This is a genomic window from Halomonas sp. AOP12-B1-6 (assembly GCF_052379225.1).
Lineage (GTDB): Bacteria > Pseudomonadota > Gammaproteobacteria > Pseudomonadales > Halomonadaceae > Vreelandella > Vreelandella casei.
Genome location: NZ_JBQSYK010000002.1, coordinates 409,167 through 427,518 on the forward strand (window position 1 = coordinate 409,167; position 18,352 = coordinate 427,518).

General features: G+C 52.8%; 14 protein-coding genes. 7 read left to right on the forward strand and 7 right to left on the reverse strand.

All coding sequences use genetic code 11. The features are described 5' to 3' along the window. Positions 1-111: 111 nt before the first annotated feature. The gene (locus ACT3TR_RS07185) at positions 112-1,281 is read left to right on the forward strand and encodes a M20 metallopeptidase family protein (RefSeq protein WP_441685628.1); all 1,170 of its coding nucleotides are present in this window, start codon (positions 112-114) and stop codon (positions 1,279-1,281) included. A 57-nt stretch (positions 1,282-1,338) separates the two neighbouring features. Next, complete coding sequence (locus ACT3TR_RS07190; RefSeq protein ID WP_444624868.1) at positions 1,339-2,844, forward strand: AbgT family transporter; 1,506 nt, start codon at positions 1,339-1,341, stop codon at positions 2,842-2,844. A gap of 12 nt (positions 2,845-2,856) precedes the next feature. Here the strand turns inward: ACT3TR_RS07190 and ACT3TR_RS07195 are convergent, their stop codons facing one another. Together ACT3TR_RS07195 and ACT3TR_RS07200 are read right to left on the reverse strand one after the other, a co-directional pair. Beyond that, positions 2,857-3,753: a LysR family transcriptional regulator gene (locus tag ACT3TR_RS07195; RefSeq protein ID WP_096277328.1), complete on the reverse strand. Its 897-nt coding sequence runs from the start codon at positions 3,751-3,753 to the stop codon at positions 2,857-2,859. After that, complete coding sequence (locus ACT3TR_RS07200; RefSeq protein ID WP_444624867.1) at positions 3,737-3,988, reverse strand: PAS domain-containing protein; 252 nt, start codon at positions 3,986-3,988, stop codon at positions 3,737-3,739. Before ACT3TR_RS07200 ends, ACT3TR_RS07195 begins: the two co-directional genes overlap by 17 nt. A 162-nt stretch (positions 3,989-4,150) precedes the next feature. On the opposite strand from ACT3TR_RS07200, the gene mapR reads away from it, so the two are divergent. Continuing rightward, a complete protein-coding gene (mapR, locus tag ACT3TR_RS07205) occupies positions 4,151-5,572 on the forward strand; it encodes a GntR family transcriptional regulator MpaR (protein WP_444624866.1) in 1,422 nt (473 codons plus the stop codon). 2 nt (positions 5,573-5,574) lie between these two features. Here the strand turns inward: mapR and ACT3TR_RS07210 are convergent, their stop codons facing one another. From ACT3TR_RS07210 to ACT3TR_RS07225, 4 genes are all read right to left on the reverse strand, one after another. After that, positions 5,575-6,213: a hypothetical protein gene (locus ACT3TR_RS07210; RefSeq protein ID WP_444624865.1), complete on the reverse strand. Its 639-nt coding sequence runs from the start codon at positions 6,211-6,213 to the stop codon at positions 5,575-5,577. 502 nt (positions 6,214-6,715) lie between these two features. After that, positions 6,716-8,122 carry a Na+/H+ antiporter NhaC family protein gene (locus ACT3TR_RS07215; protein WP_441685636.1) on the reverse strand — a complete coding sequence of 469 codons (1,407 nt, stop codon included), beginning with the start codon at positions 8,120-8,122 and terminating at the stop codon, positions 6,716-6,718. Between the two features lie 33 nt (positions 8,123-8,155). Then, the gene (locus ACT3TR_RS07220) at positions 8,156-9,445 is read right to left on the reverse strand and encodes an NAD(P)/FAD-dependent oxidoreductase (protein WP_444624864.1); all 1,290 of its coding nucleotides are present in this window, start codon (positions 9,443-9,445) and stop codon (positions 8,156-8,158) included. 6 nt (positions 9,446-9,451) lie between these two features. Next, positions 9,452-10,261 (reverse strand): IclR family transcriptional regulator, encoded by an 810-nt coding sequence (locus tag ACT3TR_RS07225; RefSeq protein WP_444624863.1) that lies wholly within the window; start codon positions 10,259-10,261, stop codon positions 9,452-9,454. A 236-nt stretch (positions 10,262-10,497) separates the two neighbouring features. On the opposite strand from ACT3TR_RS07225, the gene ACT3TR_RS07230 reads away from it, so the two are divergent. Both ACT3TR_RS07230 and ACT3TR_RS07235 read left to right on the forward strand, forming a co-directional pair. After that, on the forward strand, positions 10,498-11,772 hold the full coding sequence (locus tag ACT3TR_RS07230; protein WP_444624862.1) for an O-acetylhomoserine aminocarboxypropyltransferase/cysteine synthase family protein: 1,275 nt from the start codon (positions 10,498-10,500) through the stop codon (positions 11,770-11,772). Positions 11,773-11,951: 179 nt separating this feature from the next. Further along, positions 11,952-12,038: a hypothetical protein gene (locus ACT3TR_RS07235; protein WP_441685660.1), complete on the forward strand. Its 87-nt coding sequence runs from the start codon at positions 11,952-11,954 to the stop codon at positions 12,036-12,038. Between the two features lie 99 nt (positions 12,039-12,137). Here the strand turns inward: ACT3TR_RS07235 and ovoA are convergent, their stop codons facing one another. After that, a complete protein-coding gene (gene ovoA / locus ACT3TR_RS07240) occupies positions 12,138-14,285 on the reverse strand; it encodes a 5-histidylcysteine sulfoxide synthase (RefSeq protein WP_096277311.1) in 2,148 nt (715 codons plus the stop codon). Between the two features lie 641 nt (positions 14,286-14,926). Here ovoA and ACT3TR_RS07245 point away from each other — a divergent pair. Both ACT3TR_RS07245 and ACT3TR_RS07250 read left to right on the forward strand, forming a co-directional pair. Continuing rightward, on the forward strand, positions 14,927-16,234 hold the full coding sequence (locus ACT3TR_RS07245) for an ATP-grasp domain-containing protein (protein WP_096277309.1): 1,308 nt from the start codon (positions 14,927-14,929) through the stop codon (positions 16,232-16,234). Positions 16,235-16,440: 206 nt separating this feature from the next. Beyond that, positions 16,441-18,063 carry a BCCT family transporter gene (locus ACT3TR_RS07250; protein ID WP_096277307.1) on the forward strand — a complete coding sequence of 541 codons (1,623 nt, stop codon included), beginning with the start codon at positions 16,441-16,443 and terminating at the stop codon, positions 18,061-18,063. Positions 18,064-18,352: the final 289 nt, after the last annotated feature.

Here is an 18,352-nt window from a genome sequence, read left to right on the forward strand (position 1 = left end):
CTGTTGCTCAAAAAGCAACGAACTTGTCACGCTAGTCTCTCCTTCCTGTCTGCTAAGTCGCTTAATTTATAGCCTCTAAAATAATGACGCTAATAACGGCAGGAACAGGCAATGCTTTCAAAACACGTTTTTTCAGAAAAACAGCTGCAAGATGCCACCGCGCTGCGGCATAGGCTTCATCAAAACCCTGAGCTTAAATTCCAAGAAACCGACACTGCCACGCTAGTTGCAAAGCAACTTCGTGCGCTTGGTTACACAGTTACAGAAGGCATTGCTATCACGGGTGTGATGGCTGAACTGGACACCGGGCGAGACGGCCCCGTGATTGCTTTCCGAGCCGATATGGATGCTCTTCCTATTCTGGAAGCTAACGCTTTTGATCACTGCTCCCAGCAGGAAGGCTTGATGCACGCCTGCGGCCACGACGGGCACACCGCCACGCTACTGCTTGCCGCCGAGGCCATTATGGCGATGCGTGATGAGCTATGCGGCTATATAAAGCTGCTGTTCCAGCCAGGAGAGGAAGGCGGCAACGGTGCAGACTTAATGGTCAAGGCAGGCGTGCTGGAAAACCCTAACGTATCCGCCGTATTTGGCTACCATAACCGCCCTGGCTTTCCAGCCGGCCAGCTATTCGTCAAATCCGGTTCGGCCATGGGCGGTAACGACACTTACAAAGTCATCATTAAGGGCGTTTCCGGGCATGCTGCAATGCCGCACCTGGCGGTTGATCCTATTTACGTAGGCGCATCACTGGTACAGCAGCTACAGGGATTGGTGGCTCGCCATAAGTCTCCGCTCGAAGCTGGCGTGATTACGGTAGCGTCTTTTCACGCCGGAGATGCCGCCAATGTTATTCCCGGCCATGCTGAGCTGCTGATCAATATTCGCAGTGACCGCCCCTCTTCGCGTGAGGCGCTGACCGGCAAATTAGAGCAGGTGATACAGGGCGTATGTGCAGCCCACGGCGCGCACTTCCAGATTGAGCATCTTCATCAAATTCCGCCGCTAGTTAACGATCCAGAATGGTCAGAAAGAGTGCTGGCAATAGCCGCTGAGCATGCGGTTAGCGACGATATTCAGCAGCTAGATTACATGCCGACCATGGGCGCAGAGGACTTTGCATTTTATCTCCAAGAAGTGCCCGGCTGTTTTTTCTTTGTCGGTAACGGTGACAGCGCTTATCTACACAATGAAAAGTATGATTTCAATGACCAGATCTTACCGGTCGCTGCAGGCATGTTTGTGGCCCTGGCAAAAAGCGTGTTATCCCAGCGTTAGTGGCCTCTCGACACCCCATTAGATTAAAAATAATGTTTAATAATAAGGGCTAAAACGATGCAAGGCGTACTTTCTTCTATTGAGCGGGTGGGCAATAAACTCCCCCATCCGTTTATTCTGTTTGCCATTCTGGCCGCCGTGGTGGTGGTTATCTCCGCCATTCTCGCGATGTTTGGTGTTTCTGCCATCAACCCGCAAACGGGCGACAGCGTCGCCGTTCGCAACCTGCTTTCTGCAGACGGGATCGAATTCATGCTGACCAGCGTGGTCAGTAACTTTGTAAATTTCCCACCGCTGGGGCTCATTTTGGTGGTCATGTTCGGCATCGGCCTTGCGGATAAAGTAGGCCTAATGTCGACACTGATGCAGGCGAGTGTGGCGAAAGCTCCGCCTTCTCTGCTTACCTTCTGCGTATTTCTGGCAGGCATTTGTGGCAGCGTTGCATCCGATGCTAACTATCTAATTCTGATCCCCCTGGCGGCCATGCTGTACTACTCAGTGGGCCGTCATCCTATTGCCGGAGCCGCTGCGGCTTACGCTGCCGCAGGTGCTGGCTTTGATGCCAGTTTGTTCATCACGGTGGGAGACGCACTGTTTGCGGGCATTACCACCGACGCGGCGCGCCTGATCGATCCCGACGCCTATATTTCGCCGGTCGACAACTACTACTTCGTTGCCTGCTCGGTATTCGTGCTAGCTATCGTTGGCACGCTCATCATCGACAAAATAGTGGAACCAAGGCTTCAGCACACCCTACCGATGGACAAAAATTTTAAAACGGACATCGTTAAACCAGAGCTAAGCGCTACGGAAAAAAAGGGGCTTAAACGTGTCGGTTTTGCCACCCTGATTTATCTGGCCCTGGTGCTTATTGCGGTGATTCCTGAGGCGTCGCCGCTACGCAATGCAGAAGGTGGTCTCATTCCATCGCCTTTCTTGCGCTCGCTAGTGCCGCTGATGTTTATCTATTTTGTAACGATTGGCTTGGTCTACGGCATCACCACCGGCAAAATTACCAGTAGCCGCGACGTGCCCCAGCGAATGGCAGAATCCGCCAGTGATCTTGCGCCGACGCTGGTACTATTTTTTGCAATATCGCAATTTATTGCCTACTTCCGCTGGTCAGAACTTGGTCAATATATTGCCATTGAGGGCTCTAATATTCTGCAAAGCACCGGCTTTACCGGCCTGCCTTTAGTCGGGGCATTTATTGCTATGAGTGCGATACTCAACGTCTTTATGACCAGCGGCTCGGCTCAATGGGCATTAATGGCACCGGTTTTCGTTCCAATGCTGATGATGATCGACTTTGACCCAGCCTTTGTATTGGCGATGTTCCGTATTGGCGATTCGAGCACCAACATTATTTCCCCAATGAGCCCGTACTTTTCGGTCGCGCTGGTCTATATGCAGCGTTACAAGCCAGATATGGGGCTGGGAACACTGATTGCCACGATGCTACCGATGGCACTCGGCTTTTTGATTGCTTGGTCGGCGTTCCTGATGTTCTGGCTTGCCATGGGATGGCCGATTGGCCCTGGTGTTTACATGATGGCAAGCTAACGCCTCGCGGCATTATTGCATCGTCATCATCAACTTCCACAAATAGTCGGCAGCGGGCGAAAGCCTTCTGCCGGCTCGACGCACGAGATTTCCCTGGCTACTGGCAGCTAGAGAGTGCGTAATGGGGATCGCTTTCAATAACCCCGCCTCTATCTCATTTCGGGCGGCGGCGGCAGTCATAAACGATACGCCAATGCCCGCGCTTGCCATGCGCCGTGAGACGGAGTGTAGATTACAGCGGTAGGCAGGCGTTGCTCTTTGCCCAGCGGCGCCAAGCACCGCGCTAACAAACTGCTGAGATCCTGATACATCCGGCAAGAAGATCAACTTGTGCTGCAACAGCTCAGCCACGGTGACACCCGTCTGGCAAGCCAGTGGGTGGAAAGGCGCCACCAGTGCACATAGCGGCCCACGCTCAAAGGAGTGAACCACTAGCCTAGGGTCGGAAACCGGGCCATAGGTAATGGCAATATCTACCTCATCTGTCGCTACCATTTCATGCGGCTCGCGAGGATAGTAGATGCCCGTTTTAATTTCGATTAGCACCTCGGGATATTGCTCGGAAACACGCCGCATTACGTGGTTAATAAAGCTATCGACAAAGCCGTCGCCTACCGACACTACGACTTTACCCGTCTGCAAATTGCGTAAGCGGGAAAGCGTATCACTCAGTTCAGCATTCAAGCGCCGCTGGGCCAGAAAGCTTTCCAGCACTAGCCGGCCCGCTTCCGTCAGCATTACATGACGCCCCTGCCTTTCCAGCAACGCCATGCCAAGCTCTTGTTCTAAGCCCCGCACCTGACGGCTCACCACGGACGGGTTGATATTCATATGCTCAGCCGCTGCGCGGATACCGCCACAGCTGCTGACCTCTAGCAAATAGAAAGCGCGTTTATCCAGTATGTTCATAGCATGCACGTGTTGTAACGCCGGCAGCAGTTATGCAAGAAGCGATATAAGTGTCATACATAATTTGAGAGGCTTTGCTGAGTAAAACAAATAGATCCGCACCTAACAGTTCATCCGATGAATAACCGTACTGTTTTTCTATATAGCGATTAATATAGACAATACGTCGCTTATCATCGGTGACCATGCATCCCACCGGAAAATTATCGAGAGGAAATAGATCGGCTGTATACATGGTTTGCCTGCAATAAGGTCTCAATGATTCACACGTAACTGTCTTTATGGCCTTGGATAATACCCCAGTTTTTATTTTTATAACGTAACCATTTGATACAATTAAGAGCACAGAAAGCAACCCTGTAATTAAACAAGTAATAAAACGACGGTGACCTGCCCCATGAAACGCTATGAGCAATTTGCCGATGAGATAGCCGCGCTGATACGCGAGGGCGTAATAAGCCCTGGGGAGCGAATACCTTCAGTTCGCCAGGCCAGCCGCCATCATGGCATTAGCCCATCTACGGTATTTCAGGCCTATTACTTACTGGAAAACCAAGGACTGATCACTGCTCGCGCACGTTCAGGCTATTTTGTCCGCGAGCATGCGCAGCGCCTGCGGGATGAACCACGCGTCACGCTGCAACACGCAGACCCGGCGGAAGTAAAAGTGAGCGAGCTGGCATTCTCCGTGCTCGATTCACTGCAGGATACACAAACGGTACCCTTTGGGTCCGCGTTCCCCAGCCCCGAGCTTTTTCCACTGACTCGGTTAAGCACCAGCATGACTCGCGGCTTACGCGCTCTTTCGCCACAGCAGCTGGTGGCTGATATGACTGCAGGGCATACCGGCTTACGGCGGCAAATTGCCTTGCGCTACATGCTGGGTGGTATTCAACGACCTATCGAAGAGCTAGTTATTACCAATGGTGCCATGGAGGCGCTCAATTTAGCCCTGCAGTGCGTGACCCAGCCGGGCGATCTTGTCGCGGTCGAATCGCCCGCCTTTTATGCCACCCTGCAAGTGTTAGAGCGGCTGAAATTAAGAGCGGTGGAGATTCCGGTACATCCTCAAAACGGCATCGACCTTGAGGTGTTGGCAGAGCGACTGGCATCACTCCCGATTAAAGCCTGCTGGTTTATGAGCCATCTGCAAAATCCACTCGGCGCCAGCCTTAGCAAAGAGCGTAAGCGGGTTCTTTACCAGCTGTTAAAGCAGCACCAAGTACCGATGTTAGAAGATGATGTCTATGCGGAGCTTTATTTCGGCAGTGCGCCCCCCGTCCCCGTAAAAGCCTTTGATGACGAGGGACTGGTCATCCACTGCAGCTCTTTTTCAAAGTGTTTGGCACCGGGCTATCGCGTCGGCTGGGCAGCGGGTGGCCGCTATGCCAAGGCCATCTCACGGCTGAAGCTAATGACGACCATTTCGCCGTCTATTCCAGCACAAGCGGCTCTTGCCGATTATTTGCAGCACGGTGGGTTTGATCGCCATTTGCGTAAGCTCCGCCACGCTCTAGAAGCTCAGCAAGCCAGTATGCTGGCCGCTGCAAACCGCTATTTTCCTGCCCAAACCCGCATAACGCGGCCTGCAGGCGGCTACTTTTTATGGGTCGAGTTCCCGGAACATATTGATTCACTGCGTCTATTCACCATGGCGCTTGATCACGGCGTTAGCATAGCGCCTGGCCCTATTTTCTCGGCGACGCAGCAGTTTCGCCACTGCATACGCCTGAGCTACGGCCATCCCTGGACTGCCTATAGCGAGCACGGCATGGAAACTCTCGGAAAGTTATTACACAGCCAACGGCGTTTGGAGTGACATTAAACGCTCACTCCACCCTCGCCTGAGTTCACATGCCGACTTAGCTTACCGATTTGATAAATATCGTTCATATACATATCAAACCTTGAAATACAGAACGTCATAAAGATTAATACATAAATAATAATCATTAAATAAAACGGCTCATTAATCCATAAAAGTGCGGACGCCGAAAACTTATAGTGAATGGTATAGATACTCATCCCGCCTAAAAGCTGTGCCAAAAAGCAGTTAATAATAACAAGCGTTATTAGCAGGCCACGCACGTCAAACGTAGGCAGTTTCGTTACCCAAAACGATAGATGCTTTACTTTAATATCGCCGTTATAAACCAACTTTTCTCTGCGCCTTAGTAGAGGAATGGCATAGCGCCCCTCTTCCTCATCATTAAATGCCGTCAAGGCCATTTTCCGCGTAATACCAGGGCCAAAAACAGCAGCAGCGGCTTGGCCAAACTCTGCCTCTGAATGCTCGTTTGAAGACGTTTTTGCTTTGGCAGAGAGCTCTGCTAAGCGGGCTTTATCCGCGCGCGATAATTTCTTTTCATTGCCGACATTTATATTATGGTTAACGTCATACACTTGGTACAAAGCGGCCGTTACGCCCACAAGGATTATGACAAAAATAATATAGATCAAAGAACGTCCTCCACTTGCTGCTTACCCATCAAGAGCCGTCGAAAAACTGACCGCTATTTGCCTTCATTACATCGACATCACGCTATCTATGCATGAGAACTATGCCTATACACCCTTGATCTGTACAGGCTCAGAAAGCCACTATAAAGACAGATCAGATCAGCGCGGCTAAATGAGCTGATCGGCACCCTGATCACTGGCTACATGCATCCGGATGATCTCGCGGCCAGCCACAGCTCCATTCAACGTGTTATGAGCGGTCAGCCTTATATCGATTTTCGCAATCGTGCATATCCTATGGTCTGCTCGCTGGTACGAAGAAGAAGGAGTGCGTGTTGGCGTGGCGCGAGTGATCGTGTGCTGTGCACGATGGCCACGATGCTGACACTCTGCTCAGCTATGCGGATGCGCATATGTACCAGATTAAAAAGCACCGTGGGATCGCTAAATAAGCATCGCAGGGGATGCCCTGCGAAGCGCTAACTCCGGCATGAAACAAGCCTCACAGCATGAGGCCAATCAATAGATACGCGACCAGAGTCACCAAGGCGACAGCGAGCGCAAAGGGAATTTGCGTCTTGATATGGTCAATGTGGTCGGAAGCGGCGCCGGTAGAAGCAAGAACCGATGTGTCCGATAGCGGCGAGCAGTGGTCCCCAAACACACCGCCGCCCGCGACTGCGGCGACGGTGGCATAGAGCAATGGCGTAATGGCATCTGCGCTGAAATTGAAGGCGAGAGGCACGGCTAACGGCATCATAATGGCAAAGGTGCCCCATGATGTGCCGGTGGAAAAGGCAATGACGGCGGCAATCAAAAATGTCATGGCGGGTAGTAACGCAGGCGTCAGCCAACCGGCGGTTGCTTCAACAATGTAATTGGCCGTGCCCATATCTTTTGACAGCTGATTCAGCGAATAGGCCAGCGCCAGGATGATGATCGCGGGCATGACACCCTTCATGCCGGAGAGTGAGGTTTTCATAATATCGTTGAAAGGAATGCCCTGCAGGCGCATGACAATCCCTAAGAACACCGACGCCGCCAGGAAGGCTTCCATGGTCTTGGCCGAATCCATCACAATAAACGTCCCTACCGCCACACCAATCACCACCATGACCGGGGCGAAGAAGTTCCAAAATAGGCTGGTGCGCACACCTTCATAAGGTGGAATATCGGTTAGCTCCTCTCCCACCAGCGGCTCAGCACCATCACGCAATACCTTGCCTTCTTCTTGGGCCCGACGCTCAGCTTCACGCATTGGTCCGAAAAGCGGAATAACGCCAACAATCACCAGCCCCACCACCAGCACAGAAAGAAATGCATAAAGGTTGAAGGGGATGGCATAGAGAAACACACTCATTGCCTGCGCCGCATTCTCAATAGGGCCCATTCCGATCAGCAGCCCAGAGATAAATACCGCCCAGCCGGTGATAGGGATCAGAACGCTCACGGGGGCTGAGGTTGAATCCGCGATGTAAGCGAGTTTTTCACGGGAAACACGGTAGCGGTCCGTCAGGCCACGCATCGTGCTGCCGACAAACAGCGGGCTGAAATAGTCACTGAAGAAAACAAACATCCCCATGACCCAGGCAATCAGTTGAACCTTCACACGCGATAAGGCACGGCGCTCCACCCAGGCAGTAAAGTTTTGAATAGCCCCCGTCCGCTGGAAAAAAGCGATCACCGTACCGATGAATAGCTCGAGCAACAATATCCAGGAGAAGCTCGTCGTGCCCAGCGTTTCCTTTAACAGCGTCGGAAACCCCATCAACCCATTGCCCAGGGTGATTACCCCAACAAAACAAGCAACGGCCAATGAAAAAACGGTATTACGCGTGACGAATGCCAGCACAATCGCAAGTGCCGCCGGCAGGATAGACAACAGCCCAATATGCTCTTGAGGATTCATTGTAATCTCTCTTTTTTATAATAAAGGTTGGGATCAGGTTTCGGATTTCGCTTTGAGGCGCTCTACTTGGCTGGTTAGATAAAACCCTAACCGGCGCACAGGGTCAGGCGGCATCCAACTAGCGGTGCCAAACAGCGACGCAATATCCTCAACGGGCTGTCCCAACGCTTTGCGCGCCAGCGCATCGCCTAGGAAGGTGCCCTTGACGATCCCGCCACCATTACACCCTGCCGATACATACAAATTGGGCTGAATCTCACCCCAGAATGGTGCGCCGTTATAGGTAAGCCCGGTGGTGCCTCCCCACATCTGGTCAAAGCGCACGGGGGCGATGTTGGGATAGCGAGCTTCAAGGCTTGCTCTTAATCCGTCTTCGACACGCGCGTTATCGGCTTCGCGCTCATAGCTGTAGCCTGAACGAATCATCAATCGCCCGTCGGCCGTGGTGCGCAGCGTACAACCCAGCCGGTGCGCAGGCAGCAGCCCCCAGGTTATAGCAGCAATACGCTGACGATCATGCTCCGCTAATGGCTCGGTAATAGCGGCATAGGTATAAATAGCCGTTAGCCGCGAAGAGTCGGCACCGAAAGCCCTCGAAAAAGCGTTATTGGCGAGAATCACTCGCCCAGCCAATACTTCACCTTCCGAGGTCGAAACACGCCACTTTTTGCCGTCAGGCACAATCTGCGTGGCGGGCGAATATTCGTGCAGCTCTATTCCGGGTTCCAACGAATCTGCCAAGCCCGTAATCAATGCGGCTGGCTGGACCAGATAACAGTCCGGCGAATAAAGGCCATGCGAGTAATAATGGGTACCAATTTTTTCAGCGAGCTGGCCCCCGCTTAAGGTCTGATAGGACAGTCCAGCAGCGTTAAGAAAGTCTTCGTACTGTTTAAGTGAACGCTGGCCTATCGCGCTTCTGGCCGCTCGGTAGGTGCCGCTATGCGCTAACTGGCAGTCGATACCTAGACGCTCAACACGCTCACGTAGCAGCGCCATCGTTTGCCGGCTCAACGCGTTTAACTGCCCCATGCGCTCAAGCTCTTCGGGCCGAGCGTCGTTCGCTAAGGCAATTTCCAACATGAAGCCAGAATTGCGCCCCGGGCTACCTTCACCGACTCGATCAGCCTCAAGAATTTTGATGCGATCATCCGGCCGCGCTTGCTGCCAGGCAGTGGCCGCCGCAAAGCCGGTATAACCCGCGCCGATGATGACCACCTCTGCCTCAGACTGACCGTTTAACGCTGGGCGCACCTTTCGCGAAGGTAGCCATGAATTCCAGCCGCACGGGCGCTGATGGGAAGGGTGTGTGAGGAGTTTCATGATGATTCAATCCAAATACAAAAGGCCGTGGGCCTTGTTAACCATGGCAGCCACTTCATCCTGCATGCCTTTGAGAACGTCCGCCTTGTGGTCAGCTGTCATACGCGATTTCAGCATCGAGCAGCTCATCGCACCCAAAGGATGACCACTGTGATCAAGGATAGGAATGGCCAAGCCGCTGTACTCGGGCAGCAGAGATCCCTCCACGCCGTGAGCATAGCCATGAGTGAGTAGATAGTGTATTTCCGCTTCAACATCAGCAACGGCGATCGCGTATTCGCTAAGCAGTCGTGCGGCGTTATGGCTGAGTATATCGCTGCGCTCATCAGCTTCCAGATAGGCAAGCAAGGCGATAGATGCTTGGCCAACACCTAACGGCAGGCGGCCGCCCGTAGCGCTAACGAAACTGCCCACAGGGTAGGCGCCGTTCTGTACTTCCAAGCAAACAGCATTAAAACCATCGCGCGCAAAGAGATAAAAACTATCGCCACAACGATGGGCTAAAGCCAGCAACCTTGGCCGAACCAGGTCACGCAGCCCGGCGCCATTGCCCGCCTGAGCGCCGAGCACCAGCAGTTCATACCCTAATAGATAGCGCCCACGAACAGGAGAAGAGCGCAAAAACCCTTGCTGCTTGAGCCCTTTTAATAATCGATAAAGCGTTGGGCGACTGAATTCGAGCGCATCGAGATAATCATTGATGCTGGCACCACGGTGCCCGCAACGTGCTGTGATTTGCAGCACCTGCATGGCATGAACCAACGTCGAGGGAGTCTGTTGCGTATTACTACCGGGTGAAGGCATGTGTGCAGGCATGGCGCGCGTCATTTTTTGTTGATGTGGCTTAGAACATAGCAAGACAACTTTACGATTTCATCTCACCAAATGAGACACGGCAATCTTGACAGCCGTCTGCCGAACAGGCCATCGCCGATATGTAGTGACCTCACACGGCCTTCACTTGAGGCAGGGCATCCGACTAAACGACGTTGGCTCACCCGCCTCGACTTATCTAAGATCAGGGCTACTCCTCTCTTTCACGAGCTGCCTTTATGAAACCTGAAACGATCGCCCTCCATCATGGTTACTCACCAGATTCGCAAAATGCCGTTGCGGTTCCGATTCACCAGACCACGTCATTTTCCTTTGACAGCGCACAGCACGCGGCGGATCTGTTTGATCTGAAAGTGGAAGGCAATATTTATTCTCGCATCATGAACCCGACCTGCGCCGTGTTAGAGCAGCGAATAGCCGCGCTGGAAGGCGGTATTGCGGGCCTAGCGGTAGCATCAGGAATGGCAGCGATCACCTACGCCATTCAAACCATTGCAGAAGCAGGCGATAACATCGTCTCGATTAGCGAGCTGTATGGCGGCACCTACAACCTGTTCGCTCACACTTTGCCGCGCCAAGGCATTCAGGTGCGCTTTGCCGACAAAGACGATATTGCCGGCATCGAAGCGCTAATTGATGAGCGCACGAAAGCGGTATTTTGCGAAAGCATCGGCAATCCCTCTGGCGGGATCGTCGACCTGCGGGCGCTTGCAGATGCCGCACATCGTCACGGAGTCCCGGTGATTGTGGATAACACCACGGCCTCACCGTTCTTATGCCGGCCCATTGAACACGGGGCGGATATTGTCGTCCATTCGGCCACCAAATACATTGGCGGCCACGGCACCACGGTGGGTGGCGTTATTGTAGACTCTGGCAACTTCCCGTGGGCGGAACATGCCAACCGGTTTCCGCTGCTGAACGAGCCGGATGTCTCCTATCACGGCATTTGCTATACCCGCGATGTCGGCGATGCCGCCTTTATTACCCGCGCACGCGTAGTGCCACTGCGCAACATGGGCGCGGCACTGTCCGCCCAAGCAGCCTGGAATCTTCTGCAGGGGCTGGAAACACTGTCACTACGGATTGAGCGGATCTGCGCTAATGCGCTAGCGGTCGCTACGCATTTAGAAGGTCACTCCCAAGTGGCATGGGTGCACTATGCCGGGCTGGAAAGCCATCCCGATCACGCATTAGCCCAGCGCTATATGCATGGCCACGCTTCGGGCATTCTTAGCTTCGGGATTAAGGGTGGCCAAGCCGCTGGCGAGCGCTTCTACGATGCGCTTTCGCTTATTTTGCGGCTGGTTAATATTGGCGATGCCAAGAGCTGCTCCTCTATTCCGGCCTCGACCACGCACCGCCAGTTGAATGACCAAGAGCTACAAAAAGCCGGCGTCACCCCGGACATGGTGCGCCTGTCGATTGGCATCGAGCATATCGACGACCTGCTGGCCGATATTGACCAAGCGCTCGCCACCTCCCAAGGCTAGCGGTGCCCCAAGCGCGCTGGGACAGTTAAACTAATCGCTTCCAGTGCGCTTGTATTAGCTGATTATTTAAAGAACGGCGTAGCAAACTTCGTTGGCGCGAACTAACGTTGGCTTCTATGATAAAGTCATAATCAGCGTTAACTCAGGATGAGCTAACGAGATACACAAAGGAGAAGAGCATGTTGAAATTTTTAGCTAGCACCGTCGGTATCATCTTTATGATCGGCCTGATAGTTGTTATTGGCCTTCTAATGCTGATCTTCTAGCAAGGCCTGTCAACACTATAAAGACCCAGTTAACCGAGCACGTGTCGATTAACCGGGCCATTGGGCACTTAGTTTACCCCCAAAGTGCTGAATGCCTCGTTAGGAACGACGTTCCCATAGCGTGACTTCCGAGAGGCTGTGCTGGTATTTATGCATGGTCTCTCTAATCACAAAGGGGACTTTTTCGGGATCGCTAATCATCCTGAAATGAGGTTCAAGCAGCGCCTTCAGGCCATCCAAAGTGCTGACATTTTCGCCGTTTTTCTTGATTCCTCCAATCCACTCCTCCTTCGGCGTATATTCCTCCAGCCACGTGTAGGGCGAGGCGATCATGAGGATGCCGCCCACGTTGATCCGCTCATGCACGGTCTGCAGAAACTGTGCAGGCTTATACAGCCGATCAATCAGATTAGCGGCCACTACTAAATCGTAACCGCTGAATTGTGGTTTGAGGTTGCACGCATCGCCTTGATGAAAGCTTATGCGTTCGACCACGTCTTCCAGCCCAAGGCTTGCCAGCGTACGTTCCTGGTAGGTGACCAGTTCACCCTCTTCTGCACGGGTATAACGCAGCACTTTCTGCTCCGCCATTTCGACACCCTGGCGAATAAAGTTGGCGGAAAAGTCCACGCCATCTACCTGTTCAAACTCACGGGCCAGCTCGAAGCTGCAGCGCCCGCTGGCGCATCCCAGGTCCAGCGCGCGTTTCTTGGGTCGGCCAGCCATACTAGCTAATGCCTTGCTTGCCAGTGCCTGCGGGAAGTTGGCAACGCCAAACCACTCATCGCCGTAATGGAATTCTGCGTACTCCGCCATGCGCGCATCGCTTTCGTAATAAGCGCTGGGTAGCGTGACTTCGGCATCTGACACAACATAGCGAAAGCCCGCATGCTGGAAGAAATGCCGCCGAAACGCATAGCGAGCGCTAAGCCGCGTTTCATTACCGCAGGAGATCCAGGAGCCGCCCTTGATCAGGTTATGCTGGTTATCAAACGTCGGCGTGGTGAAATCATCGTACAGCGGGTGCACATCAAAGCCTGGGAACGGGTAGGTGGGCGTTTCCACCCACTGCCACACATTGCCCACCACATCGAACCACTGGCCATGCTGGAAGCGCGTTACAGAGCACGAAGAGGCACCGTGATCTAAATGCAGGTTGGCATTGGCAGGCGCGTCATTTTCCAGCTCGGACACACCCGCTTCATCCGCTAAGCGATGCCACTCATCTTCCGTGGGCATACGCACGGGCTGGCCCGTCTGTTCGCTTTTCCAACCACAAAAGGCTTTAGCCTCGTGGAAGTTGACCTCAACCGGCCAATCCCAAGGCATTGTCACCTCTTCGGTCATCAAGCGCAGATGCCATTCGTTTTTCCACACCCAGAAGGTGGGATGGGTCGCCTTGGCAAAATTGCGCCAGCCTACCCCCTCTTCCGACCAGAAGGAGTCGGTCAAATAACCACCGGCTTCAACAAACTCCAGAAACTCGTTATTACTGACCAGGAATTGGCTCGCTTTAAACTCTTCAACGTCGGCACGGTGATGACCGTACTCGTTATCCCAGCCGTACCACGGGTCATCAAACGACTTGCCTAACGTCACCTCACCTTGAGGCACCGTGATCAAAGTGTTCTCCGGCGGCTCACCGGCGGTGCGAATAGGCGCCCACTCAGGCTGTGGTGACACCAGATCGAGTGACTGCTGGCGAATCAACACCGAAGACGTTTCAAGGTGGATACGCTCGTGCTCGATCCCCATGACGATAGGCCAGAAGGGGCTATCCCAACCAATGGGCAGCGCAACGGGCAGCTCACGAATCAAAGCGAGCACCGCGGCGCGAACCTTCGCGCGATAAGCCATCACCTCACTGACCAACGGCCACTGATAGTGGGCATCATTGAGGTCATCCCAGCTCATTTCATCGACGCCAACCGCAAAAATAGACTCCATGTTCGCGTCTATTCGAGCAGGTAAGAGCTTAGCCAACACCAGCTTATTAACGAAGAATGTCGCGGTATGTCCGAGGTAGAACATTAGCGGATGCCGAAGAGATATCGACTTACGCCGGTAGGCCTCTTCGCTGGCAAGCGTTGTAAACAGTGACTCATATCGATCGAAGGTGGCAGTGAAGCAGGCCTCAATGCTGCGGCGCGTTGCTTCCGGATCATTACCGGCCAACATGACAGTACGAGGAAATAGATCAGGCGACATCGATGCTTCTCGCCCAGTAGAGGAACGTGTAGAGGTCATATTTTTAAGCGCCTTTATCGTTAAGTGACGATGACAACACTCACAAATGTCGATAGCCACCACTCTTTTGGTAATCGTCGTGTCTCCGCTGCAGCAACTGACACTAGGTGTACAAGTAAACTGTACAGGTAAACATAATAAGACATTAAAAACCAAAAACTCGTACAAAATCTACCTCTGGTTGTACAACAACTTTCTATACATCAAAAGGCACCTCATAGCAGGCCTTTACAAGAGTGATTCGAAACGCTGATTTCCAGTAGGCAGGGGGTACAGATGAGTGCACGCTATCGGACTTCAAAGGTTTGATAAGGCAGTATTTTTCTAAATAAATGGGATTCAAATGCAGAGTAGTGATGGGCTGCAAAGCGTAACGCAACGGCGTATGTCATACCGTTCTCTTTAGACAATAATCCTCTCCTCAGCAGCGAGAAAACCTCTACATTAATTCCACAGATACTCTACAACCTAATTGCTAACTGTAACGATCTCAACTAACTTTGTTACCACGGGTGCGCTAAAACTTTTCTAATGCTGGTTTACTCACTCGCTTCTGAACATGACTGACTGCGACTGCGCCTATTTGGTGCGCTCCAACCGCCGCGCAGTCAGCCTGGGTCAACCAGCACGGAGGACATTGAATGTCGATAACATCAGAAAAGCAGTTGCCCGAATCAGTAGTGGCTTGGCGTGATCCAGAAATGGACTCGGTTAAAGGCACCGAGACGCCCAAAGATCCCAATAAAGGCTATATCGCCCTGCTTGGCTGGAGTATTAATGCCATTAAAGCGGCGCAAAAATTTGACCGCCGTTATATCGTGATTGCCCCCGAGTGGGCGGCGGATTTTTGCACCGCCAACAATATCCCTTTTATCTCTTGGGATTTTATCCGGTTGAATGATCGGTCCATGGAAATCGCCGAGAGGTTGAAGGAAGAAGGCGTCGATATCGCCATTCCGCTGTTTGAAGAGACCGTTGAGTGGTCCGGTGCGATCAACTCCGTCCTCCTTGATAGCCCTCGCATGTTTGGTCAATCCATTCTGTTCCGCGACAAGGCCTTAATGAAGCGTCGCGCGCAGCTTGGCGGTATCCGTGTCGGTATCTTCGAAGAGGCCCACGAGAAAGAAGACATCGTTCGCTTCATGAAGCGCGTGAACCAAACGCTGCTCAAACTTGATGGCGACCCGAACGACCCGATTCACGTTAAGGCGTTCGACAAAGCCGGCTGCCTCGGTCACCGAATGATCCGCACGCTCGAAGAAATCGACAACATTCCGGCCGAAGAATATCCTTTATTGATGGAAAGCCATCTGGATGGCTGGGAGTTCGCCGTTGAGGCCTGGATTCATGATGGTAAAATCCAGTTCCTGAACATTTCCGAATACGTAACGTTGGGTTATTCGGTATTCGTACCGGCGACGGCAGAGCTTGAAAGCTGGCGTAATGCGATCACCAAGCAGATTGAGCTGTTGATTAAAACGTTTGATATCAAGTTTGGCTTGATTCACCCCGAGTACTTCGTTACCGCTGATGGTGAAATGTACTTTGGCGAGGTGGCCTACCGCCCCCCCGGGTTTAAGGCGTTTGAACTGATCGAAAAAGCCTACGGCTTCAATGCCTATCAGGCGTCCATGCTAGTGTTCGATCCGAAAAGCACGAAAGAGGAAGTAGCAGCCTTCTTCCCTAAAGAAGTGGTCGATGCGAAGGGTTACGCAGGCTGCTTTGGTGTCTACCCGCGCCGTCGTGTTGTCAGCAAACTGGAAATGCCTACAGAGTGCGTTGATCACCCCTATTTCGAGTCACATGAGCTGGTCGCACCTACGGAAGAGACAGTGCCTGACCGATCTGCTTTCGGCACACACTGGGGCCTGGTCTTCTTCTTTGGTGACGACCCCATCAAGATGCGCGATCTGCTCAAAGCGCAAGAGGACCTCGACTTCTACGTGTAGAGAGTCGTTAAAACAGCACGCGCCTCTATAGACGCGCTATTGGCATCAGAAAGCGATGCTGACAGCGCGTATTTTTTTGCCGGCGTGGCGTAATCGCCCTATAGCTCCTACGTTGTTTTAAGGGCGTGTTTTAAAGGCCGGTTTGAAAACCAGCGTCGTAAAGAAAGTCATAAAAGAAAGTCGTAAAGACATAGGGAGCTATAACAATGGATGCACTTGCGCGAAAGCTGGGCCTCAGGACAGATCCCACCATATTTTTCACATCGGCCGGAATCATGATCCTGTTTTTAGTGGCGCTGTTAATTGCGCCAGACGCCATAGGCGCAGCCTTCGGCGCGGGGCGTGAATGGATCGTCACCAACCTCGGTTGGTTTTTTATTTTAGGGGTAACCACCTGGGTAGCATTTCTGCTGTGGGTGGCGATGAGCCGTTATGGTGCGATTCGTTTAGGCGGAAATGATGCGAAACCGACGTATACCAACGTTTCCTGGTTCGCCATGCTGTTTGCGGGCGGTATCGGTACGGTGCTGATGTTTTGGGGCGTCGCCGAACCGATTTCTCATTTTGCCAATCCTCCAAGGTCGGATGTCGAGCCATTCTCTGTAACAGCCGCTGACGATGCTATGAGCTTTGCGATTTATCACCTGGGGCTACATACCTGGGCAATTTTCGCCATGCCGGGACTGGCGTTTGCTTACTTTATCTATCGTTACAACCTACCAATGCGTTTCAGCTCGGTCTTCTATCCGTTCTTAGGTGAACGTATCTACGGCCCCATCGGTAAATCGCTCGATATCTTTGCCATTCTCGGCACGCTCTTTGGCGTAGCCGTTTCTATCGGGCTGGGCACCCAACAGATCAATGCGGGGCTAACGGAACTGTGGGGGGTTCCGGATGCGGTGATAACAAAAGTGCTGATCATCGCTGTGCTTACCACCGTGGCCGTAGGGTCAATCGTGGCGGGGCTGGATTCAGGCGTGAAACTGCTCTCCAATATCAATATTGGTATGGCCGTTGGCCTGCTGCTGTTTGTGCTCTTTACCGGCTCGACCGTTTTCCTATTACGTGCCGTGGTCGAAACCTTTGGCCTCTACATAACCAACCTGCTGCCCATGGCATTCTGGAATGACACGCTGGCACGTTACTCCAGCGAAGGCGGCGCCTGGGGCTGGCAAGGCAGCTGGACGGTATTCTATTGGGCTTGGACAGTCACCTGGTCACCGTTCATCGGTATCTTCGTGGCGCGGATTTCTCGCGGGCGGACGATCCGCGAGTTCGTGCTTGGCGTGCTGTTCGCCCCCTCTATCTTTACGCTGGTCTGGTTTGCGATCTTCGGCTGGTCGGCAATGGAGATTGACGGCATTGGGCCCGCTGCCCGAGCGGCATTGGGGGATCAAGCGGGCGTATTGTCAGCGGCTGTCGCCGAAAGCATCCCGCTCGCCATGTTCGCGTTTTTTGATAACTTCCCGGCCGCGACATTGATTAAAGGCTTAGCAGTGGTGATCGTCGCGATCTTCTTCGCTACTTCATCAGACTCAGCGTCACTGGTCGTCGATATGCTGTGTACCGGCAGCGCCGACCCTGGCCCTTGGCATCAACGTGTTTTCTGGGGTGTCTCTGAGGGGATGCTGGCTGCCATGCTCATTGTACTGGCAGGCGATGCCGGGCTGACTGCACTGCAGCAGGTCATCACCGTTGTCGGCCTACCGATGTTTATTCTGGTCTTTATCATGATGTTCTCGCTTTACCGCGGCCTCTCTCAGGAGGATCTCAGCGAAGTACGGGTAGGCAGCCCACCGAGGCAGGAAGAGTTGAAGCCGGAGGATTAGGGGGGGCACAACAGAGGGCCTGTAATTCATCGCAGGCCCTCTGTTTTCAATTATCGCGTTAGGCAGGCTGAATCCATGTCTTCCAACTTCCAGACCACTACTCAGTCATAAGCGTGAGTCTCATCCATCCTATCCAAGACAGCCGCAATTTACTGTCGCAAAGCCCTGGAATAACGTCTCATGCCTCTGCGGGTTGCCATCGTATTCTGCGGAGAAACTTGCCGTTCATTAGTACCACTGAAAAATTAGTGAACCGTTGAAAATTATGCTTACGAGCCTCAACCCGCTT

Excerpts from the sequence above, each read along its gene's own strand:
- ACT3TR_RS07250 (WP_096277307.1), top strand. The coding sequence starts at position 16,441 with ATGGATGCACTTGCGCGAAAGCTGGGCCTCAGGACAGATCCCACCATA.
- ACT3TR_RS07220 (WP_444624864.1), bottom strand. The coding sequence starts at position 9,445 with ATGAAACTCCTCACACACCCTTCCCATCAGCGCCCGTGCGGCTGGAAT.
- ACT3TR_RS07215 (WP_441685636.1), bottom strand. The coding sequence starts at position 8,122 with ATGAATCCTCAAGAGCATATTGGGCTGTTGTCTATCCTGCCGGCGGCA.
- mapR (WP_444624866.1), top strand. The coding sequence starts at position 4,151 with ATGAAACGCTATGAGCAATTTGCCGATGAGATAGCCGCGCTGATACGC.
- ACT3TR_RS07225 (WP_444624863.1), bottom strand. The coding sequence starts at position 10,261 with ATGCCTGCACACATGCCTTCACCCGGTAGTAATACGCAACAGACTCCC.
- ovoA (WP_096277311.1), bottom strand. The coding sequence starts at position 14,285 with ATGACCTCTACACGTTCCTCTACTGGGCGAGAAGCATCGATGTCGCCT.
- ACT3TR_RS07185 (WP_441685628.1), top strand. The coding sequence starts at position 112 with ATGCTTTCAAAACACGTTTTTTCAGAAAAACAGCTGCAAGATGCCACC.
- ACT3TR_RS07235 (WP_441685660.1), top strand. The coding sequence starts at position 11,952 with ATGTTGAAATTTTTAGCTAGCACCGTCGGTATCATCTTTATGATCGGC.
- ACT3TR_RS07245 (WP_096277309.1), top strand. The coding sequence starts at position 14,927 with ATGTCGATAACATCAGAAAAGCAGTTGCCCGAATCAGTAGTGGCTTGG.
- ACT3TR_RS07200 (WP_444624867.1), bottom strand. The coding sequence starts at position 3,988 with ATGTATACAGCCGATCTATTTCCTCTCGATAATTTTCCGGTGGGATGC.
- ACT3TR_RS07230 (WP_444624862.1), top strand. The coding sequence starts at position 10,498 with ATGAAACCTGAAACGATCGCCCTCCATCATGGTTACTCACCAGATTCG.
- ACT3TR_RS07195 (WP_096277328.1), bottom strand. The coding sequence starts at position 3,753 with ATGAACATACTGGATAAACGCGCTTTCTATTTGCTAGAGGTCAGCAGC.
- ACT3TR_RS07190 (WP_444624868.1), top strand. The coding sequence starts at position 1,339 with ATGCAAGGCGTACTTTCTTCTATTGAGCGGGTGGGCAATAAACTCCCC.